The organism is Paeniglutamicibacter sp. (assembly GCF_046714615.1).
In the GTDB taxonomy this organism is placed as follows: Bacteria; Actinomycetota; Actinomycetes; order Actinomycetales; family Micrococcaceae; genus Paeniglutamicibacter.
On the sequence record NZ_JBKKAP010000035.1, the window covers coordinates 1 to 17,638 of the forward strand.

Here is a 17,638-nt window from a genome sequence, read left to right on the forward strand (position 1 = left end):
AACCCTGGGGGGTGGTCGGGGCCCACCCCCACCCCCCCCCTCTTAGTTGGCGGCTAAGGCTATGGGGCCTCGACCGGATCCGCATCGCCGATGTGGCCTTCGGCGTTGGCGTCCAGGACGCGTGCGACGAATGCGCCGAATTCGCTCATGTAGTGGCCGAGGAAATCTGCCGTCCCGCTGTCGGAAACGTTGCCCTCGGCATCAAAGATCTCCGGCTTGAAGGCGATGTAGCCCTCGGGGGAGTTCAGCTGCGGGGCGTCCAGGAAGCTGAGGACGCTGCGCATGTTGGACTGCATGACCGCGGTGCCAATGGCACCGACGGAGGCACCGATGATGGCGCTGGGCTTGCGGGCGAAGGAGTTGGTGCCCCAGGGACGTGATCCCCAGTCGATGGCGTTCTTCAGCGCGCCGGGGATGGAACGGTTGTATTCGGGGGAGATGAACAGCAATCCGTCGGAAGCCTCGACGGCCGTCTTGAATGCCGTGCCCTCGGGAGGGTAGCTGGCGTCAAAATCGTAGTTGTACAACGGGAGATCCTTGATGGAGATCTCGGTGAATTGAAGGTTGTCCGGAGCCAGCTTGATCAACGCCTTGGAAAGGGTGCGGTTGATGGATCCGGTGGACAGGGAACCGACGATATAACCAATGTTGTATTGAGTCATGGGGACAGTCCAACACGCGGAACGCAGGGTCGTCCATAGTCCGGGTCTGAATTTCTTGTGAACGTGCAACACGATCAATCATTGGTTTTTCAGGGCTCGAACCGTGCACCACTGGCCAGAGTCCTTTGATTCGGCAACTTCACAGGCCGGGCGTCGGCATGCTAAGCGGGTTCAAGGATATTGCTCAACACCCGGCCTTCCTTGAACGCGTTGATATTCTGGGCGATTTCCGTGGCGCGGCGAACGAATGTCTGGGTGGCGTGTCCGGAATGGTGCGGGGTGGCGATGACGTTGGGAAGGGCAGCGAACCTCGACACCGATTCCGGCGCAGCGGTTCCGGTGGGTGCGTCCCACCATACATCCAAGGCCGCGCCCCCAATCGTTCCGTCTCGAAGTGCAGAAAACAGAGCCTCCTCGTCAACGATTTGGCCACGGGAGACATTGATCAGCAACGCAGGGCTGCGCATCTGCTCGAACTGCTTGGTTCCCATCAACCCGCGGGTTTCTTCGGTGAGTGGCAAGCAAAGGACGACCACGTCGCTTGCCGCCAGAAGCTGTGGAAGGTCCTCCATTGTCTTGACCCATTCGAGATTGGCACCATGCGCCTCGGAAGCACCGGGGTTCCGGCGCACGGCAACGGCTTTCATTCCCAGCCCGGTGCACATGCGCACCGCCTCGGTGCCGATCCCGCCGAGCCCCACGAACCCGATCGTGAGCTCGTCCAGGGTTCGGTGCAGTGCCGTGTCAGTCTCGGTGGCTACCGAGCGCCAGATGCCCGCGCGCATTTGATCGGTCACGGACGACAACCGGCGTTGGTGTGCCAACACGGACATGAGGATGTGTTCGGCGATTGAGCGTTCATGGTGGGAGGTCCGTGAAACCACCGTCTCGACTGGCAAGTCGGCAACGGCGACCCTATCGGCACCGGAGCCGGTGATGTGCACGAATCCGGCGGTGCAGGCTGCCGCATCCCGGAAGTCGAGCCTTGCGCACACCAGCACCTCGGCCCGGCTAATGGCCGCGGATTGGGATTCCGTGGAAAGCCCGGCAACGAATTCCCAGTCGTTGCCGGGGGCCGTTTCCCGCAGCAGGTCAGCGAATCTGGAAATGATGGGATCGGTTACAACAACGAGCATGGCACTCACCAACGCGGGGTGGTGAGCTGGAATTCCGGATGGATGCTATGCATGTACGTGGTGTCGTCGCGCTTCCGCAGCCCGCAATCCAGGTACTGCTGGTGCATCCGTTCCAGTGCCACTTCGTCGAGTTCCACACCTAGCCCAGGCCCGGTGGGAACCCTGACCGAGCCACCGTTGATTTCGAGTACTCCGGGGACGATCACGTCGTCGCTTGCAAGCTTCCATGGCCAATGGGTGTCGCAGGCATAGTCAATGTTTTTGGTGGCAGCGGCCAATTGGATCATCGCCGCAAAACTAATGCCAAGGTGCGAATTCGAGTGCATGGACAGTCCAAGCTTGAAGGTCTCGGCAATTCCTGCCAATGCTTGCGAGCGCCTCAGCCCGCCCCAGAAATGGTGGTCCGAGAGGACTACATCCACGGCGCCTGCGGCGATGGCCGGCGGCACGTCGTTGAAGGACACCACGCACATGTTGGTGGCGATGGGCAGGTTGACTGCGGCGCGGACCGCGGAGTTGTCCGCGATGGACAGACAGGGGTCCTCGAGGTACTCCAACACCGTCTCCAGCCGCTTCCCGACCTTGATGGCGGTCTCAACGGTCCAGACGCCGTTGGGGTCAATACGCAGCGGCATCTCGGGGAACGCTTCGCGCAACGCCTCGATCGTGGCAGCCTCGATCTCCGGTTCAAAGACCCCGCCCTTGAGCTTCAGGGCGGTGAAGCCGTATTCGTCCACCATCTTGCGTGCCTGGTCCACGATCCCTGCGGGGTCCAGGGCCTCGCCCCATGAGTCTGGTTCGTGGTTCGGGTGCCCCGCCCACTTGTAGAAGAGGTAGCCACTGAATGCCACCTCGTCACGCACCGCTCCACCCAGGAGCGTGCTGACCGGAACTCCCAACGCCTTCCCCTGGATGTCGAGGCAGGCCACGTCGAAAGCCGAGAGGACCCTGTCCTCCGGGGACGTGGTGGTGACCATTCCGCCGGTGCCGTGCCCGCCGAACCCCGAATCCTCGCGCAGCGATTCGGTGACCAGTGCCGAAGCCTGGTTGATGTTGAAGGCGTCAGCGCCGATCAGCAGGGCAGCTGCCCGGTTCAGCCGTGCGACGTGGGCCTCGTCGCCGTAGGTTTCTCCCAGACCGTAGAGGCCGTCCTCGGTGCGGATGACCACGATGGCGCGCAGGGCGAAGGGTTCGTGCACGCCCACGGAGTTCAACAACGGGGGATCGGCGAAGGCCACGGGAGTCACACTGACCTCGGTGATGATGCAACGGTTCGTGGCGGTTGCGCCGGGATCGAGGGTGGAGAGCGAGAGGTCTGGATTAGATTCCGACATTTAGGGGCTCCGTATCAATGGGGTGGTTAGACTCACCCTAGGAGCTTGCATCGATGCATGTCCAAGCTAAAAATGACAACCAATCATTCAAGGAGTGAATCGATGTTTTCGCTGATCCAGCTCGAATCATTCGTCGCGGTGGCCGAGGAATTGCACTTCGGTGCAGCCGCGGACAGGCTGAACATGACCCAGCCACCGCTGAGCCGGCAGATCCAGCTCCTTGAACGCGAGCTCCAGGCCCAGCTCTTCATACGCAACTCCCGGCGCGTGGAGCTCACCGCGGCAGGCCGGGTCCTGCTGCCCAATGCCAGGCGCATCCTCGACCTGAGCGCGAAGACCAGTTTGGAGGTCTCCCGGGTGGCCACCGGCGATGCGGGAACCGTGGTCATTGGATACACGGCAGTTGCCGGCCAGGCAGTGCTGCCGGATCTCTTGGGCCAGGCGTCCAAGCATCTGCCGCATGTCACCCTGGTGTTGCGTGAGGCCGTTTCCGTCGACCAGCTGGAGGCGCTGAGCAAGGGCGCGATCGACATCGGGATCCTGCGCCCGATTGTCACCCGTCCCGGCGTGGTCACGCAGCTCATCAAGAAGGACCGTTTGGTGGTGGCGCTTCCGGAGGGCCACGATCTGGCCACGGGCAAGGGCGTGTTCATCAAGGAGCTGGTGGGATTGCCGTTGATGATGTATTCAACGGGCGAGGCCAGGTACTTCTACGACCTGGTGCTCCGGCTCTTCGACTCGGTCGGGGCACGGCCGAACATTGCCCAGATCGCCAGCCAGATCCCTGCACTGTTGGCGTTGGTGGCTGCGGGCCTGGGTGTCACGCTGGTTCCGGCTACGGCCATGGAGTTCACGCCGCGCGGTGTGGTCTTTGAGGAAATCACCGGGGCCAACGGCCTGTCGAACCTGAACCATTCGGACATGTACCTGGCCTGGGACGAGTCGTCCACCAACCCCGCCGCGGAAATGCTGCGCAAGATCTTCCTGGATTCGCTGACCTCGGAATCCGAGGAGCCGAATGATTCGTCGGCACCGAAAGAATCTTCCTGAGCTCAAGCGGTGATCTTCAATGAGCTGATCAACCCGGTGGTGCTCCGCGTGAATTCATGGCGCAGGTCCACGGGGCTGCCGGGGAAATTGCCTTCCAGGCGAATGATGGCGACGGCGCCGTCTTCGGTCCGGCTGCTTGAGATACGCGTTGAGGTGATGGTGAATTCGCTTGCGGGTCCGGTGAGCCAGCCGAGGATCTCTTGGTGCCCGGTGTAGCTGTGGCCGTCGTCGAAGACCTTGGCGTCAGGGGTGAACACGGTGACGACTTGGGTCTTGTCGGTTCCTTCCATAAGATCGAAGTATGTTGCTGCTGATGGGAAAAGGTCTTTGCTGTTCATGCTTCAACCCTCGCCCTTCCCCTAAGGGGAGAGTCAACAAGGGTTCGCAATCGGTCGATGTGCGTCGCGGATCGGCCAGCCGATCTCGGTGACCGTTTCTTGCGAACCGCCCGGCAGCCCTTCGAGGTACGTTTCCCGGATGGGACCTTCAACGCTGATGCCATGGCGGGCGACGTAGCGTCCGAGCTCCCCATAGACCTCCACTATTGTGTCGTCCGTTCCTCGATGCACGGCCACGGCGAGGTCGATTGCAGGCAAGAGCTCTGCCCGGGCTCGCCCGGGCAGAGTCGACTCCAATGAGTGGGCTGGAAAGAAGAGGGCTGCCTCTCCGCGCTCGTCCAGAAAGAGCTCGGTGTCCCAAATGCCACCACGTGGTCCGCTGGGACCCACTTTGGTGGTGGCAATCAGGCAATCCAACTCTTCCATGGCCTGGGTGTACCAGCTTCCAAGATCGGAGAGCTTGATTGTTTCGCGGATTACCACCGCATTGATCGGCGGCAGTCTTCGCTGCTGGACTTCGAACGGAACCTTCGATGGATCGAGCATGCTCCGAAGGGAGGCCACCGCGGAGCGGGTCGCCTCGAGCTGGACCTCCATCCGTGCCAAGTGCCCCTCAATCAGAAGATCCCGATCCCGGCTGTCCGGCGCCGAGAGAATGCCTCGAATCAGGTCGACAGGCATATCCATCGCACGGAAGTTACGGATCACCTGCGCGTCAGAGATTTGTTCAGCCACGTAGAAACGGTACCCATTCGAGGGGTCGATGCGTGCCGGCAGGAGCAGGCCAACCTGATGGTAGAAGCGCAACGTCTTTGCGCTCAGCTTGGTCGCCCGCGAGAAATCGCCAATGGACATCGATGCACTCATAAGACCATCATCGACCTTCCTGTTGGGGGAAGGTCCACCAGTGGTGGGCGCGCCGCCACCAGAGTTTCCGCCGCTACCGCTCACCCCGTCACGCCGGGTCTCGCGCGCCCAAGAGGAGACGGTCGACCAGGTGCCTTTCGAGCGCCTCCGCGTCCGGGTTGAATCCAAGTCCCGGGGTGTCAGGAAGGTCCAGAGTTGCCCGGGCGGCATGCAGGGGATGCAGGTGCTCGTCCCAGATGAGCAGCGGGACTTCCAGCTGGACCTCCTGTGACATGGCGGCGATGAACTGGGCGGTGGCCACCTGTGCCGGTCCGTAGTAGAAGCAATGGGGCACCACCACCGCCGCGTCGGAACGGGGCAACAGGTAACGCAGCATGGAGCTGAATCCGCCGATCTTGCCGATGCTCGGCTGGGCCACACCCAGGGCGCCGGCAGCGAGCGCGGCATCCAGGGCCTCGGTGCCGGAGGCGTTTTCCCCGCCGGCCAGCGCAATTCCCCTGGCGCTGAGTCGGCGATGGGCCTCGACGTCGTCCGGTGGCCACAGCGGTTCCTCCAGCCAGCGCAGGTTCAGCGGCAGGAACGAATCGATTGCAGCGGCCGCGTCGGCTTCATTCCACCGGCAATTGACGTCCACCATCAGCGGTGCGGCCTCACCTGCCTGTGCCCGGGCCGCGGCTATGGCCGGGAAGCTGGACTCGTGCAGCTTGAACGCCTCAAAGCCCAGGCCCTGGGCACGGGAAATCTGCAGGGACACCTCCCTCGGGTCTTCCCCGTAATGCACCAGGCTGGCGTAGGCCCCGATGCTGTTCCGCGCCGCCGGGTTGAGCAGCTGCCGCAGCGGCTTCCCGGCGATCTGTGCCTTGATGTCCCACAAGGCGATGTCCAGGGCGGAAATGGCATAGAGGACCGGGCCGGTGCGGCCGAAGGCATGGAATGCACGTTGCGCCTGGTCGTTGAGGGGCTCCGGATCCGCGGGCTTGTTCAGGTAAAATGGGGCGACCAGCGATTCCAGTGCCGCCCAGGTGACGTCGTTGACCTTGTGCCCGAAGGCCTCGCCCCAGCCGATCAGCCCTTCGCTGGTTGTCACCTTGACCATCAAAGATTCCATGGAAGTGAAGGTGCGCGAGGAGGCATTGAACCCATCGATGCTCTCGTTGCCGGGCTCCGCACTGCGGGCCGCATTGAAGGGCATGCGCACCCGGAGCAGCTCCACCGACTCAATGGTTTGTTCGGCTCTCGGATCGGACGCTGGCATGGGGTGCTCCATTTGAAGGATTGGTATTGCTTGGCAGATTGCCGGGCGGACATGGGGCTTCCCACTTCACCCGAATATAGGGTCGGGCCCGATGGTTGTCTACGACCAACACTGGATTGCCCGCAATCGGTCCCGGCCGAACGGTAATGTGGCGGATATGGGAAACACCGAACATATTCTGGTCACCGGCGGCTCGGGACGACTTGGACGCAGCGTTGTCCAAGGGCTCCTGGCCGCCGGCCACGCAGTCACGTCCGTTGACCACCGCCTGCCCGAGGCCCCGGAGCCCGGGGCCGGGTACCTGTCGGTCGACCTGCTGGACACCGACCAAACCCTCGAGGCCTTTGCCTCGGTCCGTCCGGATGCTGTCATCTCCCTGGCGGCCATCGCCGTGCCGTTCAGCGCGCCGGAAGCGGTGATCCTGAAAACGAATGCGACCATTGCACACAACGTTGCCTCCGCCGCGCTGGAGGCCGGGTGCAAGAAGATCGTGCTGGCCTCTAGCCCCACCGTCATTGGCTATGGGGCACCTGCTGGCTGGCTGCCCGAGCGATTCCCGCTGGACGAGATGACCCCGACCTTGCCGTGGCACGCCTATGGCCTGTCCAAGCTGGTGGCCGAGCAGGTCGCCTCGATGTTCGCCGCGGCGCGCGGCAACGAGGCCAGGTTCGCCTCCTTCCGCCCCTGCTACGTGATTGCGCCCGAGGAATGGGAGGGCGCGCCGACCCAGCAAGGCCACACCGTCACCGAACGGTTGGAGGACCCGGATTTGGCGGCGCCCTCGCTGTTCAACTACGTGGATGCCCGGGACGTCACCGATTTCCTTCTCCTGCTTCTGGAGAAGATGGATCTCATCGAGAACGGGTCGACCTTCTTTGTGGGCGCTGCCGACGCCCTGGCGACCAGGCCGTTGAGCGAGCTGCTGCCGCGCTATGTGCCGGGCAGCGAGGAACTGGCTGCAGTCCTGGTCGGCACCTCCCCGGCCTTCAGCATCGAACGGGCCCGCACCGTCCTGGGCTGGGAGCCCAAGCGCAGCTGGCGCACCGAACTTCTGAACCAGCCGGAGACCGGGCACGGTGCCTGACTAGCCCAGCAGGAGCGTAATCCCCAGCGTCACCGGCAGGGCCAACAGTGTGCTGCAGAGGACCACTTCGCGGGCCACCGTGGTTTCCAGCCGGAACTGCTGGGAAAAGAGCAGCACGTTCTGCGCAGTGGGAAGCGCCGCCATGATCACGACCCCGAGCAGGGCGGTGCCCTGCAATTTGAAGACGAAAGCGGCAAACACCCAGGCCACCAACGGCATGAAGAGCATCTTGAATCCGGTGGCCAAAAAGACCTCGCCACGCAGGGACTTCTCCGCCAGCGGGCGCTGCCCGAAAAGTGACATGCCGAACGCCATCAACAGCAGCGGGATGGAGGCCTGGCCCAACATGTTCAGCGGGATGTTGATGACCTCGGGCAGGCGGAGGTTGAAGGCGGCAAAGAGCGCGCCGACGAACGTGGCGATGGTGACGGGGTTGGCGATGGAGCGAAGGATGGTCTTGGCCAGCGGGGGCTTGTTTTCCTGGTTGCCCTTGGCCCGGGCCGCCAAGGCAAAGAGACATAGATAGACCGGAGCAATCATCAAGAGCTGGGCGATGAGGACCGAGACCACCGGGTTGGTGCTGCCCACCGCGTAGAGCGCCAGCGGGACGCCGATGTTTCCGGCATTGACGTAGCTGGTGGACATGGCGGCTCCCGGGAGCCGGGTCGCCGGCACCTTGAAGAACAGCTTGGCGCTCAGCGCGTAGAGGCCGCCGGTCAGTGCGGCGGTAATCAGCGCTATCGGGGTGAATACGCCGATCACTGAACGCAGGTCGGTGTCGGCCAGCATCGTGAACATCAACGCCGGATTGGTGATGTAGTAGATCAGCGGGGTCAGTCCGGTGGCGATGGATTCGCGTTTGCGCGGCAAGAACCGTGCGGTGGCCAGTCCGATAAAGATCAGGATCAGCACGATCGTGAAGCCCTGGAGCACTCCCTGCACATGGCCTCCCGAATAGGCGTTGGGGAAAAAGTGGGCGCGGACGGCGTCCGCGCTTAAGCATGGCAGGGATGGCGGGGCGTTCGGTTGAACGACCCCACCATCCCTGCCTTTATATGGTGTTTTCAGGAAGTGGCGTTAGCGGACCAGCGCCGGGGACTTCGCGTTGAATTCCCATCCGGGAATCAGGTACTGCATGGATGCCGCGTCATCGCGCGAGCCCAGTCCGTGCTCCAGGTAGAGCTCGTGCGCCTCGGCCAGCCGGGTGCGGTCCAGGGTGACGCCCAGGCCCGAACGCGCGGGCACCTTGATCTCGCCGTCGCGGATCAACAGCGGCTCCTCGGTCAGCCCCTGGCCGTCCTGCCAGATCCAGTGCGTGTCCAGGGCCGTGATCGTACCCGGTGCCGCGGCGCCGACCTGCGTGAACATGGCCAGGGAAATGTCGAAGTGGTTGTTCGAGTGCGAACCCCACGTCAGCCCGAACTCCTTGCAGAGCTGGGCCACGCGCACCGAACCTGCCATGGTCCAGAAGTGCGGGTCGGCCAGCGGGATGTCCACGGCATTGGTGCGCACCGCGTGGGCCATTTCGCGCCAGTCGGTGGCGATCATGTTGGTCGCCGTCGGCAGGCCGGTGGCGCGCCGGAACTCGGCAACCACTTCGCGCCCGGAGAACTTGCCTTCGGCACCGCAGGGGTCCTCGGCGTAGGCCACGACTCCGGCCATGCGCTTGCCCAGGCGGATGGCATCCTTCAGCAGCCAGCCTCCGTTGGGATCCAGGGTGATGCGTGCTTCGGGGAAGCGCTGCTTCAGGGCGATGACCGCATCGACCTCCGCATCCCCTTCCTGCACCCCGCCCTTGAGCTTGAAGTCCTTGAACCCGTAACGCTTCTGGGCGGCCTCGGCGAGCCTGACGATGGCTTCCGGGGTCATGGCCTCTTCGCGGCGGACCCGCTCCCAGTCGTCGGTGCCGTGTGGCTCGCGCAGGTAGGGCAGGTCGGTGTCATCGGGGTTGCCCACATAGAAGAGGTAGCCGAGCATCGGCACCGCATCGCGCTGCTGCCCGTCGCCCAGCAGCTCCGCGACGGGAACGCCGAGGAACTGGCCGTGCAGATCCAGCAGCGCCGACTCGATCGCTGTGACGGCGTGCACCGTGGTGCGCAGGTCGAAGGTCTGGGCGCCACGCCCGCCGGCGTCCCGGTCCGCGAATTTGGTGGCGACCTCGCGCAGCAGCGAGCGGTAGCGTGCCACCGGGGCGCCGATGAGCAGTTCGCCGGCCTCCTCGATGGTGCTGCGGATCGCCTCGCCACCGGGCACCTCGCCGAGGCCCGTGCGGCCAGCGGAGTCGGTGATGATGGTGATGTTGCGGGTGAAGAACGGGCCGTGGGCGCCGGAGAGGTTCAGCAGCATCGAGTCGTGCCCGGCAACCGGGACGACCTCGATGGCCGCGATGGTGGGTTGTGCTGTGCTCATGCTTGTTCTCCGGCGTTCTTCAGGGTGCCGTCGATGCGGCGGGTCAGCTTCCACGGGTTGGACTGCTGCAGGGGGGCAGGCAACAGGGAGTCGGGGAGGTTCTGGTAGGCGACGGGGCGCAGGAAGCGCTCGATTGCAAGGGTGCCGACCGAGGTGGTGCGGGTGTCGGAGGTTGCAGGGAACGGTCCGCCGTGGACCATGGCGTGCCCGACCTCGACCCCGGTGGGCCAGCCGTTGACCAGGATGCGGCCTGCCTTGCGCTCCAGGATGGGCAGCACTGCTGCGACGGCCTCGTGGTCGGCATCGTTCAACTGCAGGGTTGCGGTGAGCTGGCCCTCCAGCTTGGACAGGGCGGTGGCCAGATCGGCTGCATCCTCGTAGCGGATGACCAGGGAGGCCGCGCCGAAGATCTCTTCGTGAAGTACCGGGTTGCCCAGCAGCTGCTCGACCCCGGTGGAGAAGATGGACGGGGCGGGGGCGTTCTCCGTGTCGCCGTTGGCACCTCGGCCCAGGAGCTCGACTCCGGGCTGGGAGCCAAGGTTGTGGACGCCCTGGACCCAGGAGTTGTAGATGCCCTGGGTGAGCATGGTCTGCCCGGCGGCGTTGGCCGTCTCGGTGCGCAGGGCCTCGGCAAAGGCATCGCCTGCATCCCCGGCGGGAACGAAGACCAGTCCCGGTGCGGTGCACAGCTGGCCGCTGGAACCAACGACCGAACCCAGGTAGGCCTTGGCATGCCCGGCGGCGTCCTCGGCCAGGGCCCCGGCGAAGAAGATCACCGGGTTGATGGAGCTCATTTCGGCGTAGACCGGGATCGGCTCGGGGCGGGCAGCGGCGGTGGCCATCAGCGCGGTGCCGCCACCGCGGGAACCTGTGAAGCCCACGGCCTTGATGCGCGGGTCGGACACCAGCGCCTGGCCAATGCTGGCGCCCGGCCCGTAGATCAGCGAGAAGATTCCCGGGTGCAGGTTCGCATCGGTGATGGCCTGGGTGATGGCCCGGCCCACGATCTCACTGGTGCCCGGGTGGGCGTTGTGGGCCTTGAAGACCACCGGGCAGCCTGCGGCCAGGGCCGAGGCCGTGTCCCCGCCGGCGGTGGAGAAGGCCAGGGGGAAGTTGGACGCACCAAACACCGCGACCGGGCCCAGCGGGATCTTGCGCTGGCGGATATCCACCCGCGGCATCGGAGTACGATCCGGCAGTGCCGGGTCGATCCGCACCCCGTGGTGGTCGCCCGCCCGTACCACCTGGGCGAAGAGCCGCAGCTGGTTGCAGGTGCGACCGCGCTCGCCGACCAACCGTGCCTCGGGAAGCCCGGTTTCCGCCATGGCCCGGGCCACCAGCTCGGTTCCCACTGCCTCGATGTTTGCGGCAATGGCCTCGAGGAAGGAGGCGTGGGTTTCCGGGTCAAGGGAGCGGAAGGACTCGAAGGCGTCCTCGGCGGCTGCGGTGGCCAGCGCCAGCTGATCGGTGTCGATCAGCGAGTATGCCGGGTCGAGACCCTGGTTGGTGGCGGGGTCGAAGCCCCGGACCTCGCCGCCGTTGCCGTGGGTGTTGATCCCGGCCAGGATGGACTGGCCGGTGAGTTGCTGGGTATCCGTGGACATTGCTGCTCCTGCGTCGCGGGTGGGGGTGTGGCTGTCGTAATGTTGGTGCGTCCTGCGGGAAGTGCCTTAGACGGCTGCGGCTGCAGGCATCAGGCCGGCCTGCGTCAGCAGTGCACCCAGGTCGGCCAGGTCGGCCTCGGTGAGGTTCTGCAGCGGCGGGCGCACCGAACCGGCGTCGCGGCCGATGGCCTTCAGACCGCCCTTGACGATGGAAACGCCATAGCCGGCAACGCGGTCGCGGATGTCCAGGTATGGCAGCACGAAGCGCTTGAGCTTCTCGGTGACGGCGGCGTGGTCCTGGTTGCGGACGTCCTTGTAGAAGTCCAGGGCGAACTCCGGAACGAAGTTGTACATGGCCGAGGAGTACGTGCTCATGCCCAGCTGCAGCAGCGGCAGGGCGAAGGTCTCGGCGGTGGGCAGGCCGCCCAGGTAGAAGAGGCGGTCGCCGTTCTTGGTGTAGACGCGGGTCAGGTGCTCAATGTCGCCGGTGGCGTCCTTGAAGCCGATGAAGTTTTCGTGGGTGTCGGCAAGACGTGCCACGGTGTCTGCCGAGTAGATGGCGTTGGCGCGGTTGTAGACGATGACGCCGGTGGAGGTCGAGGCGCAGACGGCCGAGGCATGGTTGAACAAGCCGTCCTGGTCGCACTCGGTCAGGTACGGCGGAAGCAGCAGCACACCCTGGGCGCCGGCGGCCTCGGAGTCCTGGGCGTTGAGGATGGCCTGCTTGGTGGAGCCGCCGGCCGAGCCGAGCACCGGCACGCGGTCGCCGGCTTCCTCGACGGCCATGCGCACCACGCGGGCCGATTCCTCGGGGGTGAGGGTGAAGCCCTCGCCGGTGCCGCCGGCGGCGAAGAGGCCAGCGACGCCGAAGCTGGACTGCCAGTCGAGGTGCCTGCGGTAGCCGGCCTCGTCGATTTCGAGGTTGGCATCGAATGCGGTCACCGGGAAGGAGAGCAGCCCGTCCTTGAGCGTGGTGGCAAGTTCGGCTGGGGTATATGTGGCCATGGGGATTCTCCTAAAGTTGGGGCGCCTCCACTAGAAGGTGGATTGGTGGCGGTGGGCGATGTCGTTGTTCGTTGACCCCAGCCTAGGGAGCACCGTCGATGCATGTCCAAGCCCATATTTGTATTGTTTGATACCCGTCGGGTATCGCAGGATTGGGAAACTCCGCCAAGGCCCGAATTGCCCAGACCTCTTACGCCTGCAGGGAGCCGCGCACGATCTGTGCGAGCTTGGACAGCGCGGGATTCCGGGCGTCCCGGTTCCAGATCGCATGCAACTCCACCGCATCCTCCGCAATGTCCTCAAGCCGCAGGTAGCTCACGCCCTCAACGCCAAGCAGCTTGGCGCTCTCGGGCACGAAGGCGATGCCGCGTCCGGCCGCGACCAGCGTGATCATGGTCAGGATCTGGCTCACCGAGTGGACCACGTTCTGGTGCTCGATATCGATCTGCCGCACCACGAGGTCATAGAAATAGCGGGCCTTGGTGGGCGAGTGCATGATTAAGGCTTCGCCTGCCAGGTCTTCGACAACAATTTCGCGGGGGAGTAGATCCAGCCGGTGCCCAGTGGGCACCGCAATGCAGAGGGACTCGGAGAAGAGCAGCTGTGATTCAAGAATTTTTTCATCGAAGGGCGGGCGGGCCAGGCCCAGGTCGATGTCACCGTCGGCCAGCGCCGTGACCTGTTCGCCGGTCACCATTTCAAAGAGTTCCAGATGCACATTGGGCAGGTTTGTGGAGATTTCCGACAGCAGGGGACCGAGCAGGCTGAAGCCCGAGGCAGCGGTGAACCCGATCCGCAGTTCCCCGAATTGCCCCGAGGCAATGCGCCGGGCGTTGAGCGGGGCGCGCTCGGCGGAAATCACCAGGCGCCGCGCGTCGATGAGGAATGCGTGCCCGGCGGCGGTGAGGGACACCTTGCGGTTGTCGCGTTCGAGCAGCTCAACCCCGACGCTGCGCTCAAGTTTCTGGATTTGCCGGCTCAGCGGGGGCTGGGTCATGTTCAGCCGTTCGGCGGCACGGCCAAAGTGCAGCTCCTCGGCGACGGCGACAAAGCTGCGCGCCTGATCCAAAGTAAACAATTGATACCTTTCTGGAATCACTCCATGCATAGATGGGGTTGGACAAGCATCATAACTATTTTCTAGGCTCAAGCAGAAGTAAGAAACGTGTTGTGACTCACTCGCAGATGTGACTCCCCAGCCAACACGCATCCTCAACAAGGAGATCTCGCCATGAAGAAGCAAATCACTCGACGTGTCATGCTGTCGGTTGCCGCGGCCACCGCGGCCCTTTCGCTTGCTGCCTGCGGCGGAAACGTCGGCAGCGGCGCCGCCGAGGGCGCCACCTTCCCCAGCGGCCCGGTGACCCTGACGGTCGGCCAGGCCCCGGGCGGTTCCACCGACTTGATCGCCCGCGCCGCAGCCGAAGGCATGGCCGAAAAGCTTGGCGTGGCAATGCCTGTCGTCAACAAGCCGGGCGCCAATGGCGCGCTGGCCACCGAGGAAGTCGCCGCGATGAAGGCCGACGGCCAGAACCTCATCCTGCTCAATGCATCGCTGATCACCATCACCCCCTTGGCCGTGTCGGCAGACGAAGCAGTTTCCCTGGACAAGCTGGATGTCATTGCCGGCCTGTCGCAGGATGACTACGTGATGGTCGCCAGCACCAAGTCGGGAGTCAAGTCCGTGGAGGACCTGAAGAAGAGCGCCTCCAAGCTTTCCTTCGGCACCACCGGCGTGGGCACCGGCTCGCAGCTGGCCCAGGCACTGCTGCTGGCCCAGGCCAAGATCGAGGGCACCGTCGTTCCCTTCGATTCCGGCTCCCCGGCCCTGACCGCCGTCATGGGCAACCAGGTGCAGGTCTCCACCATCCAGCTCGGCGAGGCCAAGCCGCAGATCGATGCAGGCACAGTGGTTCCGCTGGTCGTCTTCTCCTCCGAACGCAATGAATTCCTCCCGGACGTCCCGACCGCCATTGAATCCGGCTACGACGTTCCGGTCTCGCAGTACCGCGCCATTGCCGCACCCAAGGGCCTGAGCGCCGAGACCAAGACCGCACTGGCCGAGTCGATCAAGGCTGCGGTTGCCAAGGACACCTACAAGTCCTTCAATGATTCGACCTTGCTGACCCCGAAGGAGATCACCGGCGAGGAAGTTGTCGCCGAGTGGACCGAGTTGGCCGCCAAGTACAAGAAGCTGACCGAGCAGTACAACATCTCGCTGGCCTCCAAGTAGCCTGAAGCCCGTTCCCAATCCCCACGCGCCACCCATGCGGCGCACGCCAGATCCAAAGGAAGCACGTTATGCGAGCCGATAAAGCGCCGCACGTCGAAGAAGCCGCGATTCAGGAAGAAGAAATCCTGACTCCCGAGCAGCTCGCTGCCCAATGGGCCGCCGAGGCGCCCGAGCCCGCGGGACCGGTGGCCAACCTGGTCTCCTCACTGGTGGCACTGGCTCTTGGTGTTGCAGGACTGCTGCTTTCGCTGAAACTGGGATTGGGAACGCCGGCCGAACCACGGCCGGGCATGTGGCCATTCGTTGTCAGCCTCGTCGTTGCCGTGCTGTCGGTGGTCCAGGTCGTCATCGGCCGTACCGGCGGCAAGGACGGAGAAAAGTTTTCCTCCTATTCCTGGTACGCAGCCATTGGTTTTGCCACCTTGGTTGGCATGGTGCTGCTCATGCCGGTGGTTGGCTTTGAGATTCCCTCGCTGCTGCTGTGCTTCATCTGGATGAGGTGGCTCGGTGGTGAGCGCTGGCGCTCGGCAACCATGTACTCGATCCTGATTGTTGCCGCGTTCTACGCGATCTTCATTGCCGCACTCGGAACCACCATCCCCCGACTTTTCTAAGTCACAGACCTAAAGGTAAACGGCATGGATTTCTTCGGCCCGGTGTTGGACGGCTTTGGCGTCGTCCTGGACCCCACCAATCTTCTTTACTGCCTGCTCGGCGTCGCCATCGGCATGCTGATCGGCGTGCTGCCGGGCCTCGGCCCGGCGGCAACCATCGCCATCCTGCTTCCCATGACCTACGGGGTGGAGCCGGTCACCGCGATCATCATGCTGGCTGGCATCTTCTACGGCGCCCAGTACGGCGGCACCATCACCTCGGTGTTGCTGCGCATTCCCGGCGAGGCCAGTTCCGTGGTCACCGTCTTTGACGGCTACGTCCTGGCCAAGCAGGGGCGGGCGGGCACGGCCCTGGGCATTGCGGCCATCGGCTCCTTCATCGGTGGCACCGTGGGCATCATCGGCCTGACGTTCCTGGCCCCGCTGGTTGCCGGATTCGCGCTGGACTTCGGTCCGCCCGAGTACACGGCCCTGGCCCTGCTGGGCATCCTGCTGGTCGCCACCATTTCCGGCGGCTCCAAGATCAAGGCATTGATTGCCGCGGCCTTCGGCCTGTTCCTGGCCACCGTGGGACGCGACATCTTCACCGGCGCCGAACGCTTCACCTTCGGGAACCTTTCACTGGCCGACGGCATCGACTTCGTGCCGATCGCCATGGGACTCTTCGGCGTTGGCGAGATCCTCTACAACCTCGAGGAGCGCCACCGTGCGGCGGCGGCCCCGGTCGCCGTGGCCAACGTCTGGCCCTCACGCAAGGACTTGAAGCAGGCCTCGGGTGCCATCGGGCGCGGCTCGGTGCTGGGCTTCTTCCTGGGCATCCTGCCCGGGGGCGGGGCCACGATTGCCTCGCTGGCCGCCTACGCCGTGGAAAAGAAACGGGCCAAGGACCCTTCGCGATTCGGCAAGGGCGCCATCGAGGGCGTTGCCGGACCGGAAACCGCGAACAACGCCGCGGCAACCAGCTCCTTCATCCCGCTGCTGACCCTGGGCATCCCGGCGAACGCCACCATGGCCATCATCTTCGGAGCATTGCTGATCCAGGGAGTGACCCCGGGCCCGCAACTGATCACCGAGCAGCCCGAGCTGTTCTGGGGCGTGGTGAACTCCATGTACATCGGCAACATCCTGCTGCTGATCATGTCGATCCCGCTGGTGGGCCTGTTCGTGAAGATCCTGCGGATCCGCGCCGCAATCCTGGCACCGATCACCGCGTTGATCACCATGCTCGGCGCCTACACCATCCGCAACTCGATGTTCGATGTGATGCTCGTGGTGCTCTTCGGCGCGCTGGGCTACCTGATGAAGAAGTTCGGTTTCGAGCCCGGCCCGCTGGTGCTGGCATTCGTGCTGGGCAGCCTGCTCGAATCCTCGCTGCGCCGCTCGCTGCTGGTGCTCGAGGGCGATGCGACAGGGTTCTTCACGCGGCCGATCTCCGGCACCCTGCTGGTCATCTTCGTCATCGTGGCGGTATGGCCAATGATCAAGACAGTGATCGACAAGCGCAAGAAGGCAAACGCCCTCTTGTCCGAAACCAAGGTTAAGGAAAAGGTATGAGCATCCTAGTTGGATACGTTCCGACCAAGGTCGGCGAGGCCGCGGTGCGTGCGGCCATCAGTGAAGCCAAGCTTCGCAACGAGGAATTGCTGATCGTGAACTCGGTGCGCGAAGGCGCGCTGGTGGACAAGTCGGTGGCGAGCGCCGAGGACATCGAGCGCATCAAGGCGTCCACCGTGGATGCGGGCATCACCGCGCGGGTCCTGGAGTCCGTCCACCGAGACGACCTTGCCGAGGAGATCCTGGATCTGGCCGAGAAGCACGACGTCTCGCTGATCGTCATCGGGCTGCGCCAGCGCTCCCAGGTGGGCAAGTTCATCATGGGCTCCCACGCCCAGCGCATCCTGCTGCAGGCGGAGCACCCGGTCCTTGCCGTGAAGGCGGACCAGGTCTAGAAAGACTCCTGCAACAGATCGAAGGCCGCGTTGGCCGCCCACATTTTTGGTTAGCCAACGCGGGCGTCGGCGGGGGGAAAAGCGTAGGAGATATTAAA

Annotated in this window: 17 protein-coding genes; 6 read left to right on the forward strand and 11 right to left on the reverse strand. The window is 64.2% G+C overall.

The annotated features are described in order from the left end of the window. Nucleotides 1-59: 59 nt before the first annotated feature. From ACLQ7E_RS04155 to ACLQ7E_RS04165, 3 genes are all read right to left on the reverse strand, one after another. Nucleotides 60-662, reverse strand: coding sequence for an NADPH-dependent FMN reductase (locus tag ACLQ7E_RS04155; protein ID WP_411731293.1), 603 nt, complete (start codon nucleotides 660-662; stop codon nucleotides 60-62). A 161-nt stretch (nucleotides 663-823) separates the two neighbouring features. Continuing rightward, nucleotides 824-1,798, reverse strand: a complete 975-nt coding sequence (locus ACLQ7E_RS04160; RefSeq protein WP_411731294.1) for a 2-hydroxyacid dehydrogenase — start codon at nucleotides 1,796-1,798, stop codon at nucleotides 824-826. A gap of 5 nt (nucleotides 1,799-1,803) precedes the next feature. Further along, complete coding sequence (locus tag ACLQ7E_RS04165) at nucleotides 1,804-3,132, reverse strand: glucarate dehydratase family protein (protein ID WP_411731295.1); 1,329 nt, start codon at nucleotides 3,130-3,132, stop codon at nucleotides 1,804-1,806. A gap of 102 nt (nucleotides 3,133-3,234) precedes the next feature. Here ACLQ7E_RS04165 and ACLQ7E_RS04170 point away from each other — a divergent pair, with 102 nt between their 5' ends. Beyond that, on the forward strand, nucleotides 3,235-4,182 hold the full coding sequence (locus ACLQ7E_RS04170) for a LysR family transcriptional regulator (protein ID WP_411731296.1): 948 nt from the start codon (nucleotides 3,235-3,237) through the stop codon (nucleotides 4,180-4,182). Between the two features lie 2 nt (nucleotides 4,183-4,184). Here the strand turns inward: ACLQ7E_RS04170 and ACLQ7E_RS04175 are convergent, their stop codons facing one another. From ACLQ7E_RS04175 to ACLQ7E_RS04185, 3 genes are all read right to left on the reverse strand, one after another. Next, complete coding sequence (locus ACLQ7E_RS04175) at nucleotides 4,185-4,520, reverse strand: nuclear transport factor 2 family protein (protein WP_411731297.1); 336 nt, start codon at nucleotides 4,518-4,520, stop codon at nucleotides 4,185-4,187. 33 nt (nucleotides 4,521-4,553) lie between these two features. Further along, nucleotides 4,554-5,375 carry a MerR family transcriptional regulator gene (locus ACLQ7E_RS04180; protein ID WP_411731298.1) on the reverse strand — a complete coding sequence of 274 codons (822 nt, stop codon included), beginning with the start codon at nucleotides 5,373-5,375 and terminating at the stop codon, nucleotides 4,554-4,556. Nucleotides 5,376-5,475: 100 nt separating this feature from the next. Beyond that, nucleotides 5,476-6,642, reverse strand: a complete 1,167-nt coding sequence (locus tag ACLQ7E_RS04185; RefSeq protein ID WP_411731299.1) for a mandelate racemase/muconate lactonizing enzyme family protein — start codon at nucleotides 6,640-6,642, stop codon at nucleotides 5,476-5,478. Nucleotides 6,643-6,799: 157 nt separating this feature from the next. On the opposite strand from ACLQ7E_RS04185, the gene ACLQ7E_RS04190 reads away from it, so the two are divergent. After that, nucleotides 6,800-7,726: an NAD-dependent epimerase/dehydratase family protein gene (locus ACLQ7E_RS04190; RefSeq protein ID WP_411731300.1), complete on the forward strand. Its 927-nt coding sequence runs from the start codon at nucleotides 6,800-6,802 to the stop codon at nucleotides 7,724-7,726. On the opposite strand, the gene ACLQ7E_RS04195 is transcribed toward ACLQ7E_RS04190, so the two are convergent. The 5 genes from ACLQ7E_RS04195 to ACLQ7E_RS04215 form a co-directional block, all read right to left on the reverse strand. Then, nucleotides 7,727-8,668: an AEC family transporter gene (locus ACLQ7E_RS04195; RefSeq protein ID WP_411731301.1), complete on the reverse strand. Its 942-nt coding sequence runs from the start codon at nucleotides 8,666-8,668 to the stop codon at nucleotides 7,727-7,729. A 135-nt stretch (nucleotides 8,669-8,803) separates the two neighbouring features. After that, nucleotides 8,804-10,135: an enolase C-terminal domain-like protein gene (locus ACLQ7E_RS04200; RefSeq protein WP_411731302.1), complete on the reverse strand. Its 1,332-nt coding sequence runs from the start codon at nucleotides 10,133-10,135 to the stop codon at nucleotides 8,804-8,806. After that, nucleotides 10,132-11,739 (reverse strand): aldehyde dehydrogenase (NADP(+)), encoded by a 1,608-nt coding sequence (locus ACLQ7E_RS04205; RefSeq protein WP_411731303.1) that lies wholly within the window; start codon nucleotides 11,737-11,739, stop codon nucleotides 10,132-10,134. The genes ACLQ7E_RS04200 and ACLQ7E_RS04205 overlap by 4 nt, the downstream gene beginning before the upstream one ends. A gap of 66 nt (nucleotides 11,740-11,805) precedes the next feature. Continuing rightward, entirely contained in the window at nucleotides 11,806-12,744 is a 939-nt protein-coding gene (locus ACLQ7E_RS04210; RefSeq protein ID WP_411731304.1) for a 5-dehydro-4-deoxyglucarate dehydratase, read from the reverse strand. Between the two features lie 190 nt (nucleotides 12,745-12,934). Beyond that, the gene (locus ACLQ7E_RS04215) at nucleotides 12,935-13,822 is read right to left on the reverse strand and encodes a LysR family transcriptional regulator (RefSeq protein WP_411731305.1); all 888 of its coding nucleotides are present in this window, start codon (nucleotides 13,820-13,822) and stop codon (nucleotides 12,935-12,937) included. A gap of 153 nt (nucleotides 13,823-13,975) precedes the next feature. Between ACLQ7E_RS04215 and ACLQ7E_RS04220 the strand changes: the two genes are divergently transcribed. The 4 genes from ACLQ7E_RS04220 to ACLQ7E_RS04235 all read left to right on the forward strand — a co-directional run bounded on the left by ACLQ7E_RS04220 (nucleotide 13,976) and on the right by ACLQ7E_RS04235 (nucleotide 17,540). After that, a complete protein-coding gene (locus ACLQ7E_RS04220) occupies nucleotides 13,976-14,977 on the forward strand; it encodes a Bug family tripartite tricarboxylate transporter substrate binding protein (RefSeq protein WP_411731306.1) in 1,002 nt (333 codons plus the stop codon). 68 nt (nucleotides 14,978-15,045) lie between these two features. Then, on the forward strand, nucleotides 15,046-15,591 hold the full coding sequence (locus ACLQ7E_RS04225) for a tripartite tricarboxylate transporter TctB family protein (protein ID WP_411731307.1): 546 nt from the start codon (nucleotides 15,046-15,048) through the stop codon (nucleotides 15,589-15,591). A 24-nt stretch (nucleotides 15,592-15,615) separates the two neighbouring features. Then, nucleotides 15,616-17,145 (forward strand): tripartite tricarboxylate transporter permease, encoded by a 1,530-nt coding sequence (locus tag ACLQ7E_RS04230; RefSeq protein ID WP_411731308.1) that lies wholly within the window; start codon nucleotides 15,616-15,618, stop codon nucleotides 17,143-17,145. After that, on the forward strand, nucleotides 17,142-17,540 hold the full coding sequence (locus ACLQ7E_RS04235; protein ID WP_411731309.1) for a universal stress protein: 399 nt from the start codon (nucleotides 17,142-17,144) through the stop codon (nucleotides 17,538-17,540). The genes ACLQ7E_RS04230 and ACLQ7E_RS04235 overlap by 4 nt, the downstream gene beginning before the upstream one ends. The last annotated feature ends 98 nt before the right edge of the window (nucleotides 17,541-17,638 follow it).

What these genes read in the sequence shown, in the direction of transcription:
- ACLQ7E_RS04225 (WP_411731307.1), top strand. Translation starts at nt 15,046, where the DNA reads ATGCGAGCCGATAAAGCGCCGCACGTCGAAGAAGCCGCGATTCAGGAA.
- ACLQ7E_RS04180 (WP_411731298.1), bottom strand. Translation starts at nt 5,375, where the DNA reads ATGTCCATTGGCGATTTCTCGCGGGCGACCAAGCTGAGCGCAAAGACG.
- ACLQ7E_RS04220 (WP_411731306.1), top strand. Translation starts at nt 13,976, where the DNA reads ATGAAGAAGCAAATCACTCGACGTGTCATGCTGTCGGTTGCCGCGGCC.
- ACLQ7E_RS04230 (WP_411731308.1), top strand. Translation starts at nt 15,616, where the DNA reads ATGGATTTCTTCGGCCCGGTGTTGGACGGCTTTGGCGTCGTCCTGGAC.
- ACLQ7E_RS04165 (WP_411731295.1), bottom strand. Translation starts at nt 3,132, where the DNA reads ATGTCGGAATCTAATCCAGACCTCTCGCTCTCCACCCTCGATCCCGGC.
- ACLQ7E_RS04205 (WP_411731303.1), bottom strand. Translation starts at nt 11,739, where the DNA reads ATGTCCACGGATACCCAGCAACTCACCGGCCAGTCCATCCTGGCCGGG.
- ACLQ7E_RS04170 (WP_411731296.1), top strand. Translation starts at nt 3,235, where the DNA reads ATGTTTTCGCTGATCCAGCTCGAATCATTCGTCGCGGTGGCCGAGGAA.
- ACLQ7E_RS04160 (WP_411731294.1), bottom strand. Translation starts at nt 1,798, where the DNA reads ATGCTCGTTGTTGTAACCGATCCCATCATTTCCAGATTCGCTGACCTG.
- ACLQ7E_RS04185 (WP_411731299.1), bottom strand. Translation starts at nt 6,642, where the DNA reads ATGCCAGCGTCCGATCCGAGAGCCGAACAAACCATTGAGTCGGTGGAG.
- ACLQ7E_RS04210 (WP_411731304.1), bottom strand. Translation starts at nt 12,744, where the DNA reads ATGGCCACATATACCCCAGCCGAACTTGCCACCACGCTCAAGGACGGG.
- ACLQ7E_RS04200 (WP_411731302.1), bottom strand. Translation starts at nt 10,135, where the DNA reads ATGAGCACAGCACAACCCACCATCGCGGCCATCGAGGTCGTCCCGGTT.
- ACLQ7E_RS04175 (WP_411731297.1), bottom strand. Translation starts at nt 4,520, where the DNA reads ATGAACAGCAAAGACCTTTTCCCATCAGCAGCAACATACTTCGATCTT.
- ACLQ7E_RS04155 (WP_411731293.1), bottom strand. Translation starts at nt 662, where the DNA reads ATGACTCAATACAACATTGGTTATATCGTCGGTTCCCTGTCCACCGGA.
- ACLQ7E_RS04190 (WP_411731300.1), top strand. Translation starts at nt 6,800, where the DNA reads ATGGGAAACACCGAACATATTCTGGTCACCGGCGGCTCGGGACGACTT.
- ACLQ7E_RS04235 (WP_411731309.1), top strand. Translation starts at nt 17,142, where the DNA reads ATGAGCATCCTAGTTGGATACGTTCCGACCAAGGTCGGCGAGGCCGCG.